This window comes from Phycicoccus sp. Root101 (genome assembly GCF_001426245.1).
GTDB lineage: Bacteria > Actinomycetota > Actinomycetes > Actinomycetales > Dermatophilaceae > Pedococcus.
This window is the reverse complement of the sequence record NZ_LMCM01000007.1, coordinates 107,835-121,081: the sequence shown is the minus strand read 5'-3', so window position 1 is coordinate 121,081 and position 13,247 is coordinate 107,835. Positions and strand designations below refer to the sequence as shown.

Below are 13,247 nucleotides of genomic sequence, written 5' to 3'. Positions count from 1 at the left end.
CGGACCGCGTTGCAAACGTGCTGGGCGCGTCGTGGCGGCGGCGCATCCCGGCGGTGGGGGCACGCGGCATACTCGAGCCTGTGAGCGAGCACCTGTTGGTCTTCCCCGACCGTGACACCGCCGACGAGGTCGCCGCCGAGCTGACCGAAGAGGGGTTCAGCGGGGTGCGGGTCGTCCGGGAGGCGCTGGCCGGCGAGGACGACTCCGAGGCCCACGAGTGGGCCGTGCACGTCGTGGAGGAGATGGTCGCCGACGAGTCGGGGCCGGTCGAGGGTGGGCTGCGCGACCGGTTCCAGGCGCTGGCCGACGACCGTGGCGGCTGGTACGACCCCGAGCCGACGCCGCGCGTGCTGTAGTCCACATGGCCGGCGCGGGAAGGCGGGACCAAGGGCCTGTGCAGCACAAGGTTGAGCGGAATAGACTCAACTTTGGAGCGGTTGTCTCCGAAGAACAGTCAGACCGAACCACCAGGAGCACCCAGGCATGGATCTGAAGCCCACCGCCAAGGTCGCCGAGGCCCTCGCGCTCGCCCAACGTGCGGCGCAGTCCGCCGGCCACCCCGAGATCACCCCCGACCACCTCACCAGCGCCCTGGTCCAGCTCGAGACCGCGCAGGCCGACGTCCTCCTCCAGGCCGCCGGCACCGGGGCCGGTCAGGTGCTGGGTCAGGCCGACGCCCGTCTGCGCACCCTGCCCACGACGACCGGTGCCACCCAGCCGCCGACCTTCGGTCGCGAGGCGGTCGCCGTCCTCCAGCAGGCCGACACCCTCATGCGCGCCAAGGGCGACACCTACCTCGCCGGCGACATCCTCCTGCTGGCGCTCGCCGAGACCGGTCACCTCGCCGCGATCGAGAAGCGAGGGGCGAAGGACATGGAGGCGAAGATCGACGCCCTGCGGGCTGGCCGCAAGGTCAGCAGCGAGACGCCCGTCGAGGGCGGGGAGGCGCTGGAGAAGTACGGCGCCGACCTCACCCAGGCGGCCCGGGACGGCAAGCTCGACCCGGTCATCGGTCGCGACTCGGAGATCCGCCGGGTCGTGCAGGTGCTGTCGCGGCGGACGAAGAACAACCCGGTCCTCATCGGCGAGCCCGGTGTCGGCAAGACCGCCGTCGTCGAGGGGCTGGCCCAGCGCATCGTCGACGGCGACGTGCCGGAGTCGTTGCGCGACAAGCGGTTGATCAGCCTCGACCTGGCGGCGATGGTGGCCGGCGCGAAGTACCGCGGTGAGTTCGAGGAGCGGCTCAAGGCCGTCCTCGAGGAGATCAAGGCGAGCGACGGACAGGTCGTGACGTTCATCGACGAGCTGCACACGGTCGTCGGTGCCGGAGCCTCGGGCGAGGGCGCCATGGACGCCGGCAACATGCTCAAGCCGCTGCTGGCCCGTGGTGAGCTCCGGCTGGTCGGGGCGACGACGCTCGACGAGTACCGCCAGCACATCGAGAAGGACCCGGCTCTCGAGCGCCGGTTCCAGCAGGTCTTCGTGGGTGAGCCGAGCGTCGAGGACACCATCGCGATCCTGCGCGGGCTCAAGGAGCGGTACGAGGCGCACCACAAGGTGGAGATCGAGGACGCCGCGCTCGTCGCGGCGGCCAGCCTGTCCGACCGCTACATCAGCGGACGCCAGCTCCCCGACAAGGCCATCGACCTCGTCGACGAGGCGGCTTCCCGGCTGCGCATGGAGATCGACTCCTCTCCGGTCGAGATCGACCAGCTGCGTCGTGCCGTCGACCGCCTGCGGATGGAGGAGCTGCACCTCACCCGCGAGACCGACGACGCCTCGGTCGAGCGCCTCGAGAGGCTGCGCAAGGACCTCGCCGACAAGAGCGAGGAGCTCGCGGCGCTCAACGCCCGCTGGGAGTCGGAGAAGTCCGGGCTCAACCGGGTCGGTGACCTCAAGTCCCAGATCGACGAGGCCCGCAGCCAGGCCGAGCGCCTGCAGCGCGAGGGTGACTACGAGGGTGCGTCCAAGCTGCTCTACGGCGACATCCCCGCCCTCGAGAAGGCCCTCGTCACCGCGCAGGAGGCCGAGGGCAGCCGCGCACTCGCCCTGCGCGAGGGTGGCGGCCAGCCCGAGGAGCTCATGGTCAAGGAGCGCGTTGGCGCCGACGACATCGCCGAGGTCATCTCGGCGTGGACCGGCATCCCGGCCGGGCGGCTCCTCCAGGGCGAGACCGAGAAGCTGCTGTCGATGGAGTCGATCATCGGTTCACGGCTGATCGGTCAGGGGGCGGCGGTCGAGGCGGTCAGCGACGCGGTCCGCCGGTCGCGGGCGGGCCTGTCGGATCCCCACCGCCCCACCGGCTCGTTCCTGTTCCTCGGACCCACCGGCGTCGGCAAGACCGAGCTCGCCAAGAGCCTGGCCGACTTCCTCTTCGACGACGAGCGGGCCATGGTCCGCATCGACATGAGCGAGTACTCCGAACGCCACTCGGTCGCCCGGCTCATCGGCGCGCCTCCCGGGTACGTCGGGTACGAGGAGGGCGGTCAGCTCACCGAGGCGGTCCGCCGTCGCCCCTACTCCGTCGTCCTCCTCGACGAGGTGGAGAAGGCGCACCCCGAGACCTTCGACATCCTGCTGCAGGTCCTCGACGACGGGCGGCTCACCGACGGCCAGGGCCGGACTGTCGACTTCCGCAACGTCATCCTCGTCATGACCAGCAACCTCGGCAGCCAGTTCCTCGTCGACCCCACGATGGAGGAGTCGGCCAAGCGTGAGGCCGTCATGGGAGTGGTGCGGGCCAGCTTCAAGCCGGAGTTCCTCAACCGGTTGGACGAGGTCGTCATCTTCGACCCCCTCAGCTCGGAGGAGCTCACCCACATCGTCGAGCTGCAGGTGCGTGAGCTGGCGAGTCGGCTCGTCGACCGCCGGATCAGCCTCGAGGTGACGCCTGCCGCTCGTGAGTGGCTGGCGATCACCGGTTACGACCCGGCCTACGGCGCCCGTCCGCTGCGCCGGCTGGTGCAGAAGGAGATCGGCGACCGGCTCGCGAAGGCAGTGTTGTCCGGGCAGGTCCGTGACGGCGAGGCCGTGGTCATCGACCGCGACCCCGAGACCGACCACCTCATCGTGCGCGGCCAGGACTGAGCCCGCAGACTGTGCCCATGAGCGAGGACGACCGGGGCAACCCGGGGGAGCGCGGTCTCGACCGACGCCCCGACGGGGTGGACGACGCGACCGTCGAGGCGGTCGGAAAGCTGAGCGAGGCGTTCGAGACCATCGAGGAGGTGCGTGGCCGGCTCTACGGCCTGCACCGCCTCACCGGGTCGGCCGACCTCGCCCTCGGCGAGGCGTGCGACCTGCTGCGCAAGGCGGGCCACGGCGACCTCGCCGACCGCCTCGAGACCGAGCTCGTCGGACGCAACTTCATCCAGGGGCGCTGGACGTTCCAGCTCGTCGAGGAGTTCGACGACGGCTACTACGCCGACTTCCAGCGGCTCGAGAAGGTCGTCCGCGACGAGCTCATGGACGGCCGCCGGCACGTCTGCGAGGCGGAGATGAAGAGCGACCGCCGCACCGACGGGCGAGCCGGCCACGCCGCAACCCCCGACTGAGCGAGCGGCACACGATCAGGGGTATGGCGCGTGGTGACCACGCGCCATACCCCTGCCCCGTGCGGTGGGATCAGCGGATCGGACGCACCACGTAGGGCATGACACCGGACTCGTTCCTGGAGAAGGAGCGGATGCGGATGTCCGGGCCGCTCACCCGGTTGGCCTCGGCGATCTTGCCGTCACCGATGTAGAGGGCGACGTGGTGGATGCCGGAGGCCGTCCTGCTCGAGTTGGACCAGAACACCATGTCGCCGGCCTTGAGCTGGGAGATGGAGACGCGCGGGCCGGCGGAGTACTGGCTGCGGGACGTGCTCGACAGGGTCAGGCCGGCGCCCTTGTGGAACACGTACTCCATGAAGCCGGAGCAGTCGAAGCCCACCGTGTTGCGGTCGTCGATCCCGCTGGGGCTGCAGCAGATCCCACGGGTCGGGCCGTTCGCGTTGCCGCCACCCCAGGAGTACGGGTACTTGCCGAGCATCCCCTTGGCTGCGGCGATGGTGGCCTTGACCTTCGCCGACTGACCGGTCGCCGGGGGCGGTGTCGTCGTGCCGGCGCAGAGCGGGGCGACGAGGCCGTCGGAGCCGGTCTTGACGAAGGCGTCACTGACGTAGCCACCGGCCTTGAGCTTGTCCCAGACCTTGCTGGTGCCGTAGGTGCCGGAGACCTTCTCGCCGTAGGTCTGGCAGGTGATGGTGATCTTCGCGCCGTCGGCCCGGGTGCCGATGACGCCGGAAGCGGTGGTGGGTGCGGAGCGGACCTTGAGTGCGGCGCCGCTGGTGTTGACCGTGCCGGTCGCGCTGCCCGCGGCCTGGGCCGCGACGGTCCCGACCAGCGGGACGCCGACCAGGATGACGGAGGCTGCGGCGGTGGCCAGTCGGCGACGCCGGGTGCTGAGAAGCTGCATGTGGTTCCCCCTCGGGTGTCGGCCGACGCGGTGCCGGCTCGACCGGAACGCTAGGAGCGGCGGGTCGCCCTGACCATGGGGAGCAGTCCCCGCCGAAGTCGCCTCACCGGGTTCCCCGGGCGCCCGCTCCCGGCGCGCGGACCCACCGAACGGGCGGGGTCTGCGCGTCCCGTCCGGCTGGCGCTGTCGTGGCGGTTACCGTTGCCCTGTGCGCCACACCCCTGCCCTCGCCGCCGCCGGACTCGTCTCGATGCTGGCGCTCACCGCGTGCTCCGGGGGTGCGGACAAGGCAGCGGCCGAGCAGCCGCCGGCCCAGCAGCTGGCGGACGCCCGCGCGGTGCTGGAGAAGAGTCCCGCCGTGACCTTCACCCTCGAGTCGGCAGGGCTCCCCGGCAAGGCGGTAGGCGTCTCCGGAGCCAAGGGCACGGGCCTGTTCACGCCGCCGTCGTTCCAGGGCACGCTCAACGCCTCGATCAAGGGCGTCACCGGGACGGTCGAGGTGGTCGCGGTCGAGAAGGACGTCTACATGAAGTTCTTCACCCCGACCTTCAACAAGATCGATCCCGCGACCTACGGCGCCCCGAACCCCGCGCAGCTGTTCAACAAGGACACCGGCATCACCGCGCTCATCACGAAGACCCAGACCCCGGCGAAGGCGTCGACGGTTCGTGACGGGGCCGACGTCCTCAACACCTTCACCGGAAAGCTCCCCGGCGATGCCGTGGCCGACCTGCTGGTCATCGGCGACCGCAAGGGCACGTTCGACGTGACCTACGGCGTGACCCAGACCGGCAAGGAGCTGCGCAGCGTGGTCATCAAGGGCCCGTTCTACGCCGGCGCCACCTCGACCTACACGCTGCACCTCACGAGCCTGGCCAAGGCCGTTGCGATCACCCGCCCCTAGGGCGCTGCTGGCCACCGCCTCGGTGGCCGTGGCGCTCGCCGCGGCCGACACCTATGTCGTCGTGCTGGCCCTGACGGACATGATGACCGGCGTCGGCCTGGGCATCGACGCGCTGCAGAAGGCGACCCCGATCATCTCGGGCTTCCTCCTCGGCTACATCGCGGTGCTGCCCCTCATCGGCCGCCTTGCCGACCTGGCTTCGAGGCAACGGATCCTGTTGGCCTGCTTAGCGATCTTCGTCGTGGGTTCGGCCGTGACGGCCCTTGCCGTCGAGCTCCCGGTGCTCGTGTCCGGCCGGGTCCTCCAGGGCATCGGCGGTGGAGGCCTCGTGCCTGCCACCCTGGCCCTCGTGGCCGACCTCTGGCCGGCCGACAAGCGGGGTATGCCGCTGGGCGTCGTCGGTGCCGTGCAGGAGCTGGGGAGCGTCCTGGGTCCGGTGCTCGGCGCGGTCGTCCTCGCCGTCTCGGACTGGCGGATGATCTTCTGGCTCAACGTGATCGCCGGGGTGCTCCTGGCGCTTGCCGTCGTCGTCGCTGGTGGCGAGAGGCCGGCCCGGCCACGCGCCATACCGCTCGTCCTGGGGTTGCTCGCGCTCGTGGTGACAGGAGTCGCGCTGGCCGCGCCCGCGCGGCTGGTGACCGACGTGTCGCTGGGGGTGCCGTTCGTGCCGTTCGGTGGCTCGACGTCCCGGCTGGCCACCCCGATCGGGGTCGTCGCGCTGGTCCTCGTCCTCGCCTGGCTGGCGGTCAGCGCGCGAGGCTGGTGGGCCGTCGTCGGCCGCGCGGACGTCCCCGGCGCGCTGCTCCTGGGCATCGCGCTGGGCAGCGTGGTGCTGACGTTCGCCGCGAGCGACCCCGAGCGTGAGGTCGTCGGCCCGCTGGGGTTCGCGCTGCTCCCCCTGGGGGCGCTGGCCTTCGGGCTCTACCTGTGGCGGCACCGCCGCGCTGCAGAACCCCTCATCGCCCGCGGGGTCGTCCGCGGTCGGGCCCGGTTCTCGCTGCTGGTCAGTGCGTTCGTGGGGGCGTCGCTGGTGTCCGTCGTCGTCGACGTCCCGGTGCTGGCGCGGCTCACGTTCACGGACTCGCAGACCGAGGCGGCGCTGGTGCTCGTGCGGTTCCTCGTCGCCGTGCCCGTCGGTGCCCTGCTCGGTGGCTGGTCGCTGCGTCGACTCGGTGACGGTGTCGTCAGCGGGCTGGGACTGGCGCTGTCGGCCGTGGGGCTGCTCGTCATGAGCCGGTGGGGCGACGGGTCGCTCGACGCGTTCTCCGCCACCGTCGTCCTGGCCCTCGTCGGCCTCGGCATCGGACTGGCCCTCGCGCCGGTGAACAACGCCGCCCTCGCTGCGGCCCCGGACGACGCCCACGGGGTCGCCTCGGCCCTGGTCGTCGTCTCGCGGATGGTCGGCATGGTCGTCGGGCTCGCGCTGCTCACGGCGATCGGGCTCCACCGGTACTACGACACCGTGGCCGCCCTGCCCGATCAGACGGACACCAAGGCCCTGGTCGCCGCCGGCGTCGTCCAGGTGCAGACCGTCTTCACCGGTGCTGCCGTCGCGGCGGTGCTGGGGGCGTTGGCCTCCCTCGGCCTGGGTCTGCGACGGAACCACCAGCCCCTGGGCGGCATCCCACCCCTGTGAAGACCTCCCGCGCCGCGCATGCCTCCCGTGTCGCCCTGACGGCCGTCCTGGTCGGCGCACTGGCGGTGGGCTGCGGCGGCCGGGCCTGCGACACCGCGGATGCCTCCAACCTGCTGAGGGTCACTGTCGCCGGATTCCCACGGGCGCTCGACTCGGCGAGTGCCGGACCGGACCTCGTCACGGTGCAGGTGTGCCTCGCGACGACCTGCACCAGTGCGCAGTTCGACGGCGGCCGCGGGAACTCGGTGGGGATGGAGCTGCCGTTCACCTCGACGGAGCCGGTCGACCTCAGCATCTTGGTCAGCGGCACGACCGGTGTGCTGCTGTCGCCGACGACCGTTCGAGTCACCCCGCGCTCGTTCTCACCCAACGGGCCCGGGTGCGACCCCACCGTCTACCGGGCCGAGCTCACCGTCACCCCTGCGGAGCCGAGCCGCCCCTGACGTCCCGCCCGCGCAAAGCGGGTGTCGTTCGGCAAACCCAGCACAAATAAGACCCGGGTCGCCGAAGGACACCCGCTTTGCGGGGGACTCGCGGCGAACTGGGTCGGGCGGGGTGGGGTCAGGCGGGGTGGGGTCAGGATGGGTGGGGCAGGACGCGCGTGAACGCGTCGACGACCTCGTCGATCGCCTCGTAGGCGAGCATGTGGCCGAGCCCGGGCAGCACGTGCAGCTCGGCGTGCGGCACCAGCTCGGCGATGCGCTCGGACTGACGCGGTGGAGTCAGCCGGTCGCGCTCGCCGACCAGCACCACGGTCGGTATGCCGTCGAAGTGCGCCAGCGCGTGCGCCTCGTCGTGCTCCTGCAGGGCCCGGTAGAACCGGCCCATCGTCGGCAGGGTGGTGGCGGCGACCTGGTCGCGGGTGAGCGCGACGTGCTCGTCCTCCGCCGCCGGCCCGAACAGCAGCCGTCGCTGGCCGTCGAGCGTCACGAACCGTCCGGCCCGGATCCGGGGCAGCCGCGCGATCAGCCCCATGGCCCGCCGCTGCCGGATCGACACCGGGCGGTCGAACGTCTCCGCCATCGTCGACACCAGCACGGTGCCCCGCACCCGCGTGGTGAACGCAGCCGGGTGCAGCCCGGCGTACGCCATCACGGTCATGCCGCCCATGGAGTGGCCCCCGAGGACGAGGGGGCCGTCGGGAGCCACGACCGCGAGCACCGCGGCGAGGTCGTCACCGAGGACCCGCACCGACGTCGGTCCGGTCAGGGCGCCGGACCGGCCGTGCCCGCGCTGGTCCCAGGTCACCACGCGCAGTCCCCGGGCGGTCAGGCGCTCGACGACCGGCAGCCAGGAGGCGTGGGTGAGGGTCCAGCCGTGGGCGAGCACGACGGTCGGGAGGTCAACCGGTGGTGCGGCGTCGAGGTGAGTAGGCGCGGCGGCACACACCTGGACGCGCAGGCGGACCCCGTCGGGCGCGGCAACGGTCAGGATCGAGGGGGTGGGCATCTCAGTCGGCCAGCTCGACGACGACCGGCGCGTGGTCGGAGGCGCCCTTGCCCTTGCGCTCCTCACGGTCGATCGCTGCGCCCAGCACGCGGTCGGCGAACGGCTGCGTCCCGAGGATGAAGTCGATCCGCATGCCGCGACGCTTCTGGAAGGCCAGGCGGGTGTAGTCCCAGTAGGTGAACGTGCCCGGCTCCGAGGTGTGGGGGCGGACCACGTCGACGAACCCGGCGTCCAGGATCGCCTGGAAGGCGGCCCGTTCGCCGGGGGAGACGTGGCTCTTGTCGAGGTAGTACTCCATCGACCAGACGTCCTCGTCCTGCGGCGCGATGTTCCAGTCGCCCATGATCGCGGCGGTCTCCCCGGCCTCGGCGGACCGGATGGCGTCCTCGCGGAGCGCTGCCAGCCACGCCAGCTTGTAGACCATGTGCGGGTCCTCGAGCTGGCGGCCGTTGGGGACGTAGACGGAGGTGACCTTGACCCCGCCGCAGGTCGCGGTCAGCGCGCGGGCCTCGACGACGGCCGGGTCGCCCCAGGCGGGGGCGTCGGCGAACGACGGCACGGCGTTGGTGAGGCCGACACGGGAGATGATGGCCACGCCGTTCCAGTGGTTGAGGCCGTGGTGGGCGACCTCGTAACCGAGCGCCTGCAGCCGGTCGAACGGGAACTGCGCGTCCGTCGCCTTGGTCTCCTGGATCGCCAGGACGTCGACGTCGCTGCGCTCCAGCCACGCCTCGACCCGGTCGATCCGGGACCGGATGGAGTTCACGTTCCACGTCGCAATTCGCACGATGCCAACCTTATGTGGCGCACCTAGAGTGGGCCCCATGAGCACCGCCCTCGTCACCGGCGCCACCGCCGGCATCGGACTGTCCTTCGCCCACCAGCTCGCCGAGCGCGGGCACGACGTCGTGCTCGTCGCCCGTGACCGGGTCCGGCTGGAGAACCTGTCCGACGACCTGCGCGCGAAGTACAAGGTCGGCACCGAGATCCTCGTCGCAGACCTGTCCGACCGGGCCGACACGGGCAAGGTCGCCGAACGTCTGGCCGACGCCGCCCGGCCCGTGGACCTGCTCGTCAACAACGCGGGCTACTCGCTCAAGAAGCGGTTCCTGGACAACGACATCAGCCAGGAGGAGGCCCTGTTCGACGTGCTCTGCCGAGCCGTGCTCGTCCTCTCCCACGCCGCGGCCCGGGCCATGCGCGAGCGCGGCAACGGAGCCATCGTCAACGTCTCCTCCGTGGCCAGCTTCATCACCTCCGGCACCTACTCGGCCGAGAAGTCCTTCGTCACGGTCTTCACCGAGGGCCTGTCCGGCGAGCTCGCCGGCTCCGGGGTGACGGCGACCGCGCTGTGCCCCGGTTTCACGCACACGGAGTTCCACGACCGGGCCGGCGTCAACATGTCGGGCGTCCCGAAGTTCATGTGGCTCGACGCCGACCGCCTGGTCCGTGACTGCCTCGACGACGTGGCCAAGGGCAAGGTCGTGTCGGTCCCCGGACCGCAGTACAAGGCGATCGTCGCCGGCCTGCGCCTCGTGCCCCGGGCGCTGGTGCGCTCGCGGGCCAGGACGGTGCACCGCCCGAAGGACGGGTCCAAGGGCAGTCGCTGAGTTCTCGCTAGGCTGCTGAGCCGTGACCGACTCCACCGCCGCCCGTGCCCGCCTCCTCGAGCTCGTCAAGGACAAGGCCATCGTCCACGGCCGCGTGACGCTGTCCTCCGGCAAGGAGGCCGACTACTACGTCGACCTGCGCCGCATCACCCTCGACGGCGAGGGGTCCCCGCTCGTCGGGATCGTCATGCGTGACCTCATCAGCGACCTCGACTACGACGCCGTCGGCGGGCTGACGCTGGGCGCCGACCCCGTGGCCACCGCGATCCTGCACGCCAGCGCGGCCGCGGGCGACCGCAAGGACGCGTTCGTGGTCCGCAAGGCAGGCAAGGCCCACGGCCTCCAGCAGCGCATCGAGGGTCCGTCCATCGAGGGCCGCCGCGTCGTCATCGTCGAGGACACCTCGACCACCGGGGCCTCACCCCTCGATGCAGCGAACGCCGCGCGTGAGGCCGGCGCCACGGTCGTCGCGGTCGCCACCATCGCCGACCGTGCCACCGGCGCGGCCCAGGTCTTCGCCGATGCCGGCTTCGAGTACCGCCACGTCTACGGCCTCGAGGAGCTCGGCCTCGCCTAGGATCGGGCGCAGCGCCAGTCGCCGCGCCTGAACAAGGGGAGTTCCATGATCAAAGCGATCGTCTTCGCCGTCGTCGTCGTCCTGCTGGTCCTGTGGGGCGTCAGCATCTACAACGGCCTGATCAAGCTGCGCAACCTCGTGCAGGAGGCCTGGCGCCAGATCGACGTCGAGCTGACGCGCCGCCACGACCTCATCGGCAACCTCGTCGAGACGGTCAAGGGTTACGCGGCCCACGAGCGCGGCACCCTCGAGGACGTCATGAAGGCCCGGTCCGCCGCGATGGCGGGCGGCCAGTCACCGGCGCAGCAGGCGCAGAGCGAGGGGCTGCTGAGCCAGGCGCTCGGCCGCCTCATCGCCGTGGCCGAGGCCTACCCCGACCTCAAGGCCAACCAGAACTTCCTCGCCCTCCAGCAGGAGCTGACCTCGACCGAGGACCGCATCGCCTCCGCCCGGCGCTACTACAACGCCAACGTCCGCGAGCTCAACACCAAGGTCGAGACCATCCCCTCCAACATCATCGCCGGCCTCGCCCAGGTGAAGCGCGCGGAGTACTTCGAGGCCGAGGGCGAGCAGCGCGACCCGGTGAAGGTCGACTTCGGCCAGCGCGACGCGACGATCCCCCCGCCGAGCGGGTATGCCGCCGGGACCGAGGCCGGCGTCCCTGCGGCCCCGCCGGTGGCCGCCCCGGAGAGCGCCCCGCCGACGACCCCTCCGCCCGCGCAGCCCCCCACCCAGTCCTGACGTTCCGGCACAAAGCCGGTTGCGCTGCATACCGCGGGTTGTCGTCCCGAGGTCTGCCCCGCAACCGGCGTTCTGCGTGAGCGCACGGAGGGCGGGCGGAGTGCAGGGCGGGGGTCCACCGGTCGGTGGACGGCGATTCCACCGGCTGATGCTGCCGCGATGCGGTCCGGCCGCGGGAGGGTGGTCCCATGGACGCACCGATCACCGTCACCGGACTGCGCAAGACCTATGGAACCCGTGAGGCCGTCGACGGCCTCGACCTGACGATCGAGGCGGGCGAGGTGTTCGCGCTCCTCGGGCCGAACGGCGCCGGCAAGACCACCACGGTCGAGGTGCTCGAGGGGTTCCGGCGCCGGGACGGCGGTGAGGTGAAGGTCCTCGGCGTGGACCCGGAGGCGGCCGACCTCGCCTGGCGCAACCGCATCGGCATCGTCCTGCAGTCCTCCACCGGGCTGGACCTGATCACCCCACGAGAAGCCATCACCAGCACGGCGAAGGTGTACCGCAGCCCGCGGGACGTCGACGAGGTCATCGCCGCGGTGGGCCTCGAGGACAAGGCCGACGACCGGATCGGCAAGCTCAGCGGCGGCCAGCGGCGTCGACTCGACGTGGGGCTCGGCATCGTCGGTCGCCCTGAGCTGCTGTTCCTCGACGAACCCACGACGGGGTTCGACCCGCAGGCCCGCCGCGACTTCTGGGACCTCATCCGGTCGCTCGCCGACGGCGGCACGACCATCCTGCTCACGACCCACTACCTCGACGAGGCCGAGCAGCTCGCCGACCGGGTCGGCGTGATCGCCGCCGGCCGGATGCTCGCCCTCGACACCCCGGCCAACCTCGGCGGCCGCGCCTCCTCGGAGGCCACGGTCTCCTGGGAGGAGGGCGGCACCCGACACAGCGAGAGGACCAGCATGCCCACGCAGTTCGTCACCGCACTCTCCGCACGGCTCGGCGGGGAGGTGCCCAAGCTGACCGTCACCCGGCCGTCCCTGGAAGACACGTACCTGTCGCTCATCGCCCCGCACCTCGGTGCCGACGCCGCGGTCGAGCCCGTGGGGGTGTCGGCATGAACGCCGCAGCCATCGGCTGGGACCGGACGGTCCTCGAGCTGAAGATGTACTTCCGCGAGAAGGAGGCGGTCTTCTTCTCCTTCGTCTTCCCGATCCTCATGCTGTCGATGTTCGCGACGATCTTCGGCGACCAGTTCGGCAAGGAGGACCAGTCCGGCGTCAATGCCGCACGGTTCTTCCTCCCCGGGATGGTGGCCGCCGGCGTGATGCTGACGAGCTTCCAGTCGATGGCGCTCAGTGTCGCCGTGGAGCGCGACGACGGCACGCTCAAGCGGCTGCGCTCGACGCCGATGCCTCCCGTCGCCTACTTCCTGGGCAAGGTCGGCCTGGTCGCCTTCACCTCGCTGGCTCAGTTCGCCCTGCTCATCGCCATCGCGAAGATCGGTTTCGGGGTGCAGCTGCCGAGCAGCGCGAGCAACTGGGTGACGTTCATCTGGGTGTTCCTGCTGGGCGTCGCGACAGGCACGGTGCTCGGGATCGCCTACTCCTCCATCGCCTCCTCGTCCCGCTCCGTCGGGGCGGTCGTCATCGCGCCGACGCTGATCCTGCAGTTCATCTCGGGCGTCTACTTCGCCTTCACCGACCTGCCCGACTGGCTCAAGCAGGTCGCCTCGGTCTTCCCGCTCAAGTGGATCGCGCAGGGCATGCGCTCGGTGTTCTTCCCCGACGACTGGCAGACCCAGGAGATGGCGGGCGTGTGGGAGCACGGCCGCACCGCCCTCGTCCTCGGCGTCTGGCTCGTGGCCGGCCTGCTGGTGTGCGCGCGGACCTTCCGCTGGACCAAGCGCGGCACGACATGATG

14 protein-coding genes are annotated in these 13,247 nt (G+C 71.2%); 11 read left to right on the top strand and 3 right to left on the bottom strand.

Annotation, left to right across the window (positions count from 1 at the left end; genetic code table 11):
• Nucleotides 1-80: 80 nt before the first annotated feature.
• The 3 genes from ASC58_RS11235 (at nucleotide 81) to ASC58_RS11225 (ending at nucleotide 3,554) form a co-directional block, all read left to right on the top strand.
• Nucleotides 81-356 carry a ribonuclease E inhibitor RraB gene (locus tag ASC58_RS11235; RefSeq protein ID WP_056916248.1) on the top strand — a complete coding sequence of 92 codons (276 nt, stop codon included), beginning with the start codon at nucleotides 81-83 and terminating at the stop codon, nucleotides 354-356.
• 127 nt (nucleotides 357-483) lie between these two features.
• On the top strand, nucleotides 484-3,087 hold the full coding sequence (gene clpB / locus ASC58_RS11230) for an ATP-dependent chaperone ClpB (RefSeq protein WP_056919368.1): 2,604 nt from the start codon (nucleotides 484-486) through the stop codon (nucleotides 3,085-3,087).
• A 17-nt stretch (nucleotides 3,088-3,104) separates the two neighbouring features.
• Entirely contained in the window at nucleotides 3,105-3,554 is a 450-nt protein-coding gene (locus ASC58_RS11225) for a hypothetical protein (protein WP_056919367.1), read from the top strand.
• Between the two features lie 70 nt (nucleotides 3,555-3,624).
• Here ASC58_RS11225 and ASC58_RS11220 read toward each other — a convergent pair whose 3' ends face one another.
• Nucleotides 3,625-4,458, bottom strand: a complete 834-nt coding sequence (locus ASC58_RS11220; RefSeq protein WP_056919366.1) for an NlpC/P60 family protein — start codon at nucleotides 4,456-4,458, stop codon at nucleotides 3,625-3,627.
• Between the two features lie 208 nt (nucleotides 4,459-4,666).
• Between ASC58_RS11220 and ASC58_RS11215 the strand changes: the two genes are divergently transcribed.
• The 3 genes from ASC58_RS11215 to ASC58_RS11205 are packed head-to-tail and all read left to right on the top strand — an operon-like array spanning nucleotide 4,667 to nucleotide 7,441.
• Nucleotides 4,667-5,362 (top strand): LppX_LprAFG lipoprotein, encoded by a 696-nt coding sequence (locus ASC58_RS11215; RefSeq protein ID WP_056919365.1) that lies wholly within the window; start codon nucleotides 4,667-4,669, stop codon nucleotides 5,360-5,362.
• On the top strand, nucleotides 5,343-6,998 hold the full coding sequence (locus ASC58_RS11210) for an MFS transporter (protein ID WP_056919364.1): 1,656 nt from the start codon (nucleotides 5,343-5,345) through the stop codon (nucleotides 6,996-6,998). Before ASC58_RS11215 ends, ASC58_RS11210 begins: the two co-directional genes overlap by 20 nt.
• Nucleotides 6,995-7,441, top strand: a complete 447-nt coding sequence (locus ASC58_RS11205) for a hypothetical protein (RefSeq protein WP_056919363.1) — start codon at nucleotides 6,995-6,997, stop codon at nucleotides 7,439-7,441. The genes ASC58_RS11210 and ASC58_RS11205 overlap by 4 nt, the downstream gene beginning before the upstream one ends.
• Before the next feature lie 133 nt (nucleotides 7,442-7,574).
• On the opposite strand, the gene ASC58_RS11200 is transcribed toward ASC58_RS11205, so the two are convergent.
• Both ASC58_RS11200 and ASC58_RS11195 read right to left on the bottom strand, forming a co-directional pair.
• Complete coding sequence (locus ASC58_RS11200; protein ID WP_056919362.1) at nucleotides 7,575-8,447, bottom strand: alpha/beta fold hydrolase; 873 nt, start codon at nucleotides 8,445-8,447, stop codon at nucleotides 7,575-7,577.
• 1 nt (nucleotide 8,448) lies between these two features.
• On the bottom strand, nucleotides 8,449-9,234 hold the full coding sequence (locus tag ASC58_RS11195; protein ID WP_056919361.1) for an exodeoxyribonuclease III: 786 nt from the start codon (nucleotides 9,232-9,234) through the stop codon (nucleotides 8,449-8,451).
• A gap of 37 nt (nucleotides 9,235-9,271) precedes the next feature.
• On the opposite strand from ASC58_RS11195, the gene ASC58_RS11190 reads away from it, so the two are divergent.
• From ASC58_RS11190 to ASC58_RS11170, 5 genes are all read left to right on the top strand, one after another.
• Nucleotides 9,272-10,057 (top strand): SDR family oxidoreductase, encoded by a 786-nt coding sequence (locus tag ASC58_RS11190; protein WP_056916257.1) that lies wholly within the window; start codon nucleotides 9,272-9,274, stop codon nucleotides 10,055-10,057.
• A 22-nt stretch (nucleotides 10,058-10,079) separates the two neighbouring features.
• A complete protein-coding gene (gene pyrE / locus ASC58_RS11185) occupies nucleotides 10,080-10,634 on the top strand; it encodes an orotate phosphoribosyltransferase (RefSeq protein WP_056916258.1) in 555 nt (184 codons plus the stop codon).
• Between the two features lie 45 nt (nucleotides 10,635-10,679).
• Nucleotides 10,680-11,375 carry a LemA family protein gene (locus ASC58_RS11180; protein WP_056916259.1) on the top strand — a complete coding sequence of 232 codons (696 nt, stop codon included), beginning with the start codon at nucleotides 10,680-10,682 and terminating at the stop codon, nucleotides 11,373-11,375.
• Nucleotides 11,376-11,563: 188 nt separating this feature from the next.
• Nucleotides 11,564-12,445: an ABC transporter ATP-binding protein gene (locus ASC58_RS11175; protein ID WP_056916260.1), complete on the top strand. Its 882-nt coding sequence runs from the start codon at nucleotides 11,564-11,566 to the stop codon at nucleotides 12,443-12,445.
• A complete protein-coding gene (locus ASC58_RS11170; protein ID WP_056919360.1) occupies nucleotides 12,442-13,245 on the top strand; it encodes an ABC transporter permease in 804 nt (267 codons plus the stop codon). The genes ASC58_RS11175 and ASC58_RS11170 overlap by 4 nt, the downstream gene beginning before the upstream one ends.
• Nucleotides 13,246-13,247 lie beyond the last annotated feature (2 nt).

Excerpts from the sequence above, each read along its gene's own strand:
- clpB (WP_056919368.1), top strand. The coding sequence starts at position 484 with ATGGATCTGAAGCCCACCGCCAAGGTCGCCGAGGCCCTCGCGCTCGCC.
- ASC58_RS11225 (WP_056919367.1), top strand. The coding sequence starts at position 3,105 with ATGAGCGAGGACGACCGGGGCAACCCGGGGGAGCGCGGTCTCGACCGA.
- ASC58_RS11220 (WP_056919366.1), bottom strand. The coding sequence starts at position 4,458 with ATGCAGCTTCTCAGCACCCGGCGTCGCCGACTGGCCACCGCCGCAGCC.
- ASC58_RS11200 (WP_056919362.1), bottom strand. The coding sequence starts at position 8,447 with ATGCCCACCCCCTCGATCCTGACCGTTGCCGCGCCCGACGGGGTCCGC.
- ASC58_RS11190 (WP_056916257.1), top strand. The coding sequence starts at position 9,272 with ATGAGCACCGCCCTCGTCACCGGCGCCACCGCCGGCATCGGACTGTCC.
- ASC58_RS11180 (WP_056916259.1), top strand. The coding sequence starts at position 10,680 with ATGATCAAAGCGATCGTCTTCGCCGTCGTCGTCGTCCTGCTGGTCCTG.
- ASC58_RS11175 (WP_056916260.1), top strand. The coding sequence starts at position 11,564 with ATGGACGCACCGATCACCGTCACCGGACTGCGCAAGACCTATGGAACC.
- ASC58_RS11170 (WP_056919360.1), top strand. The coding sequence starts at position 12,442 with ATGAACGCCGCAGCCATCGGCTGGGACCGGACGGTCCTCGAGCTGAAG.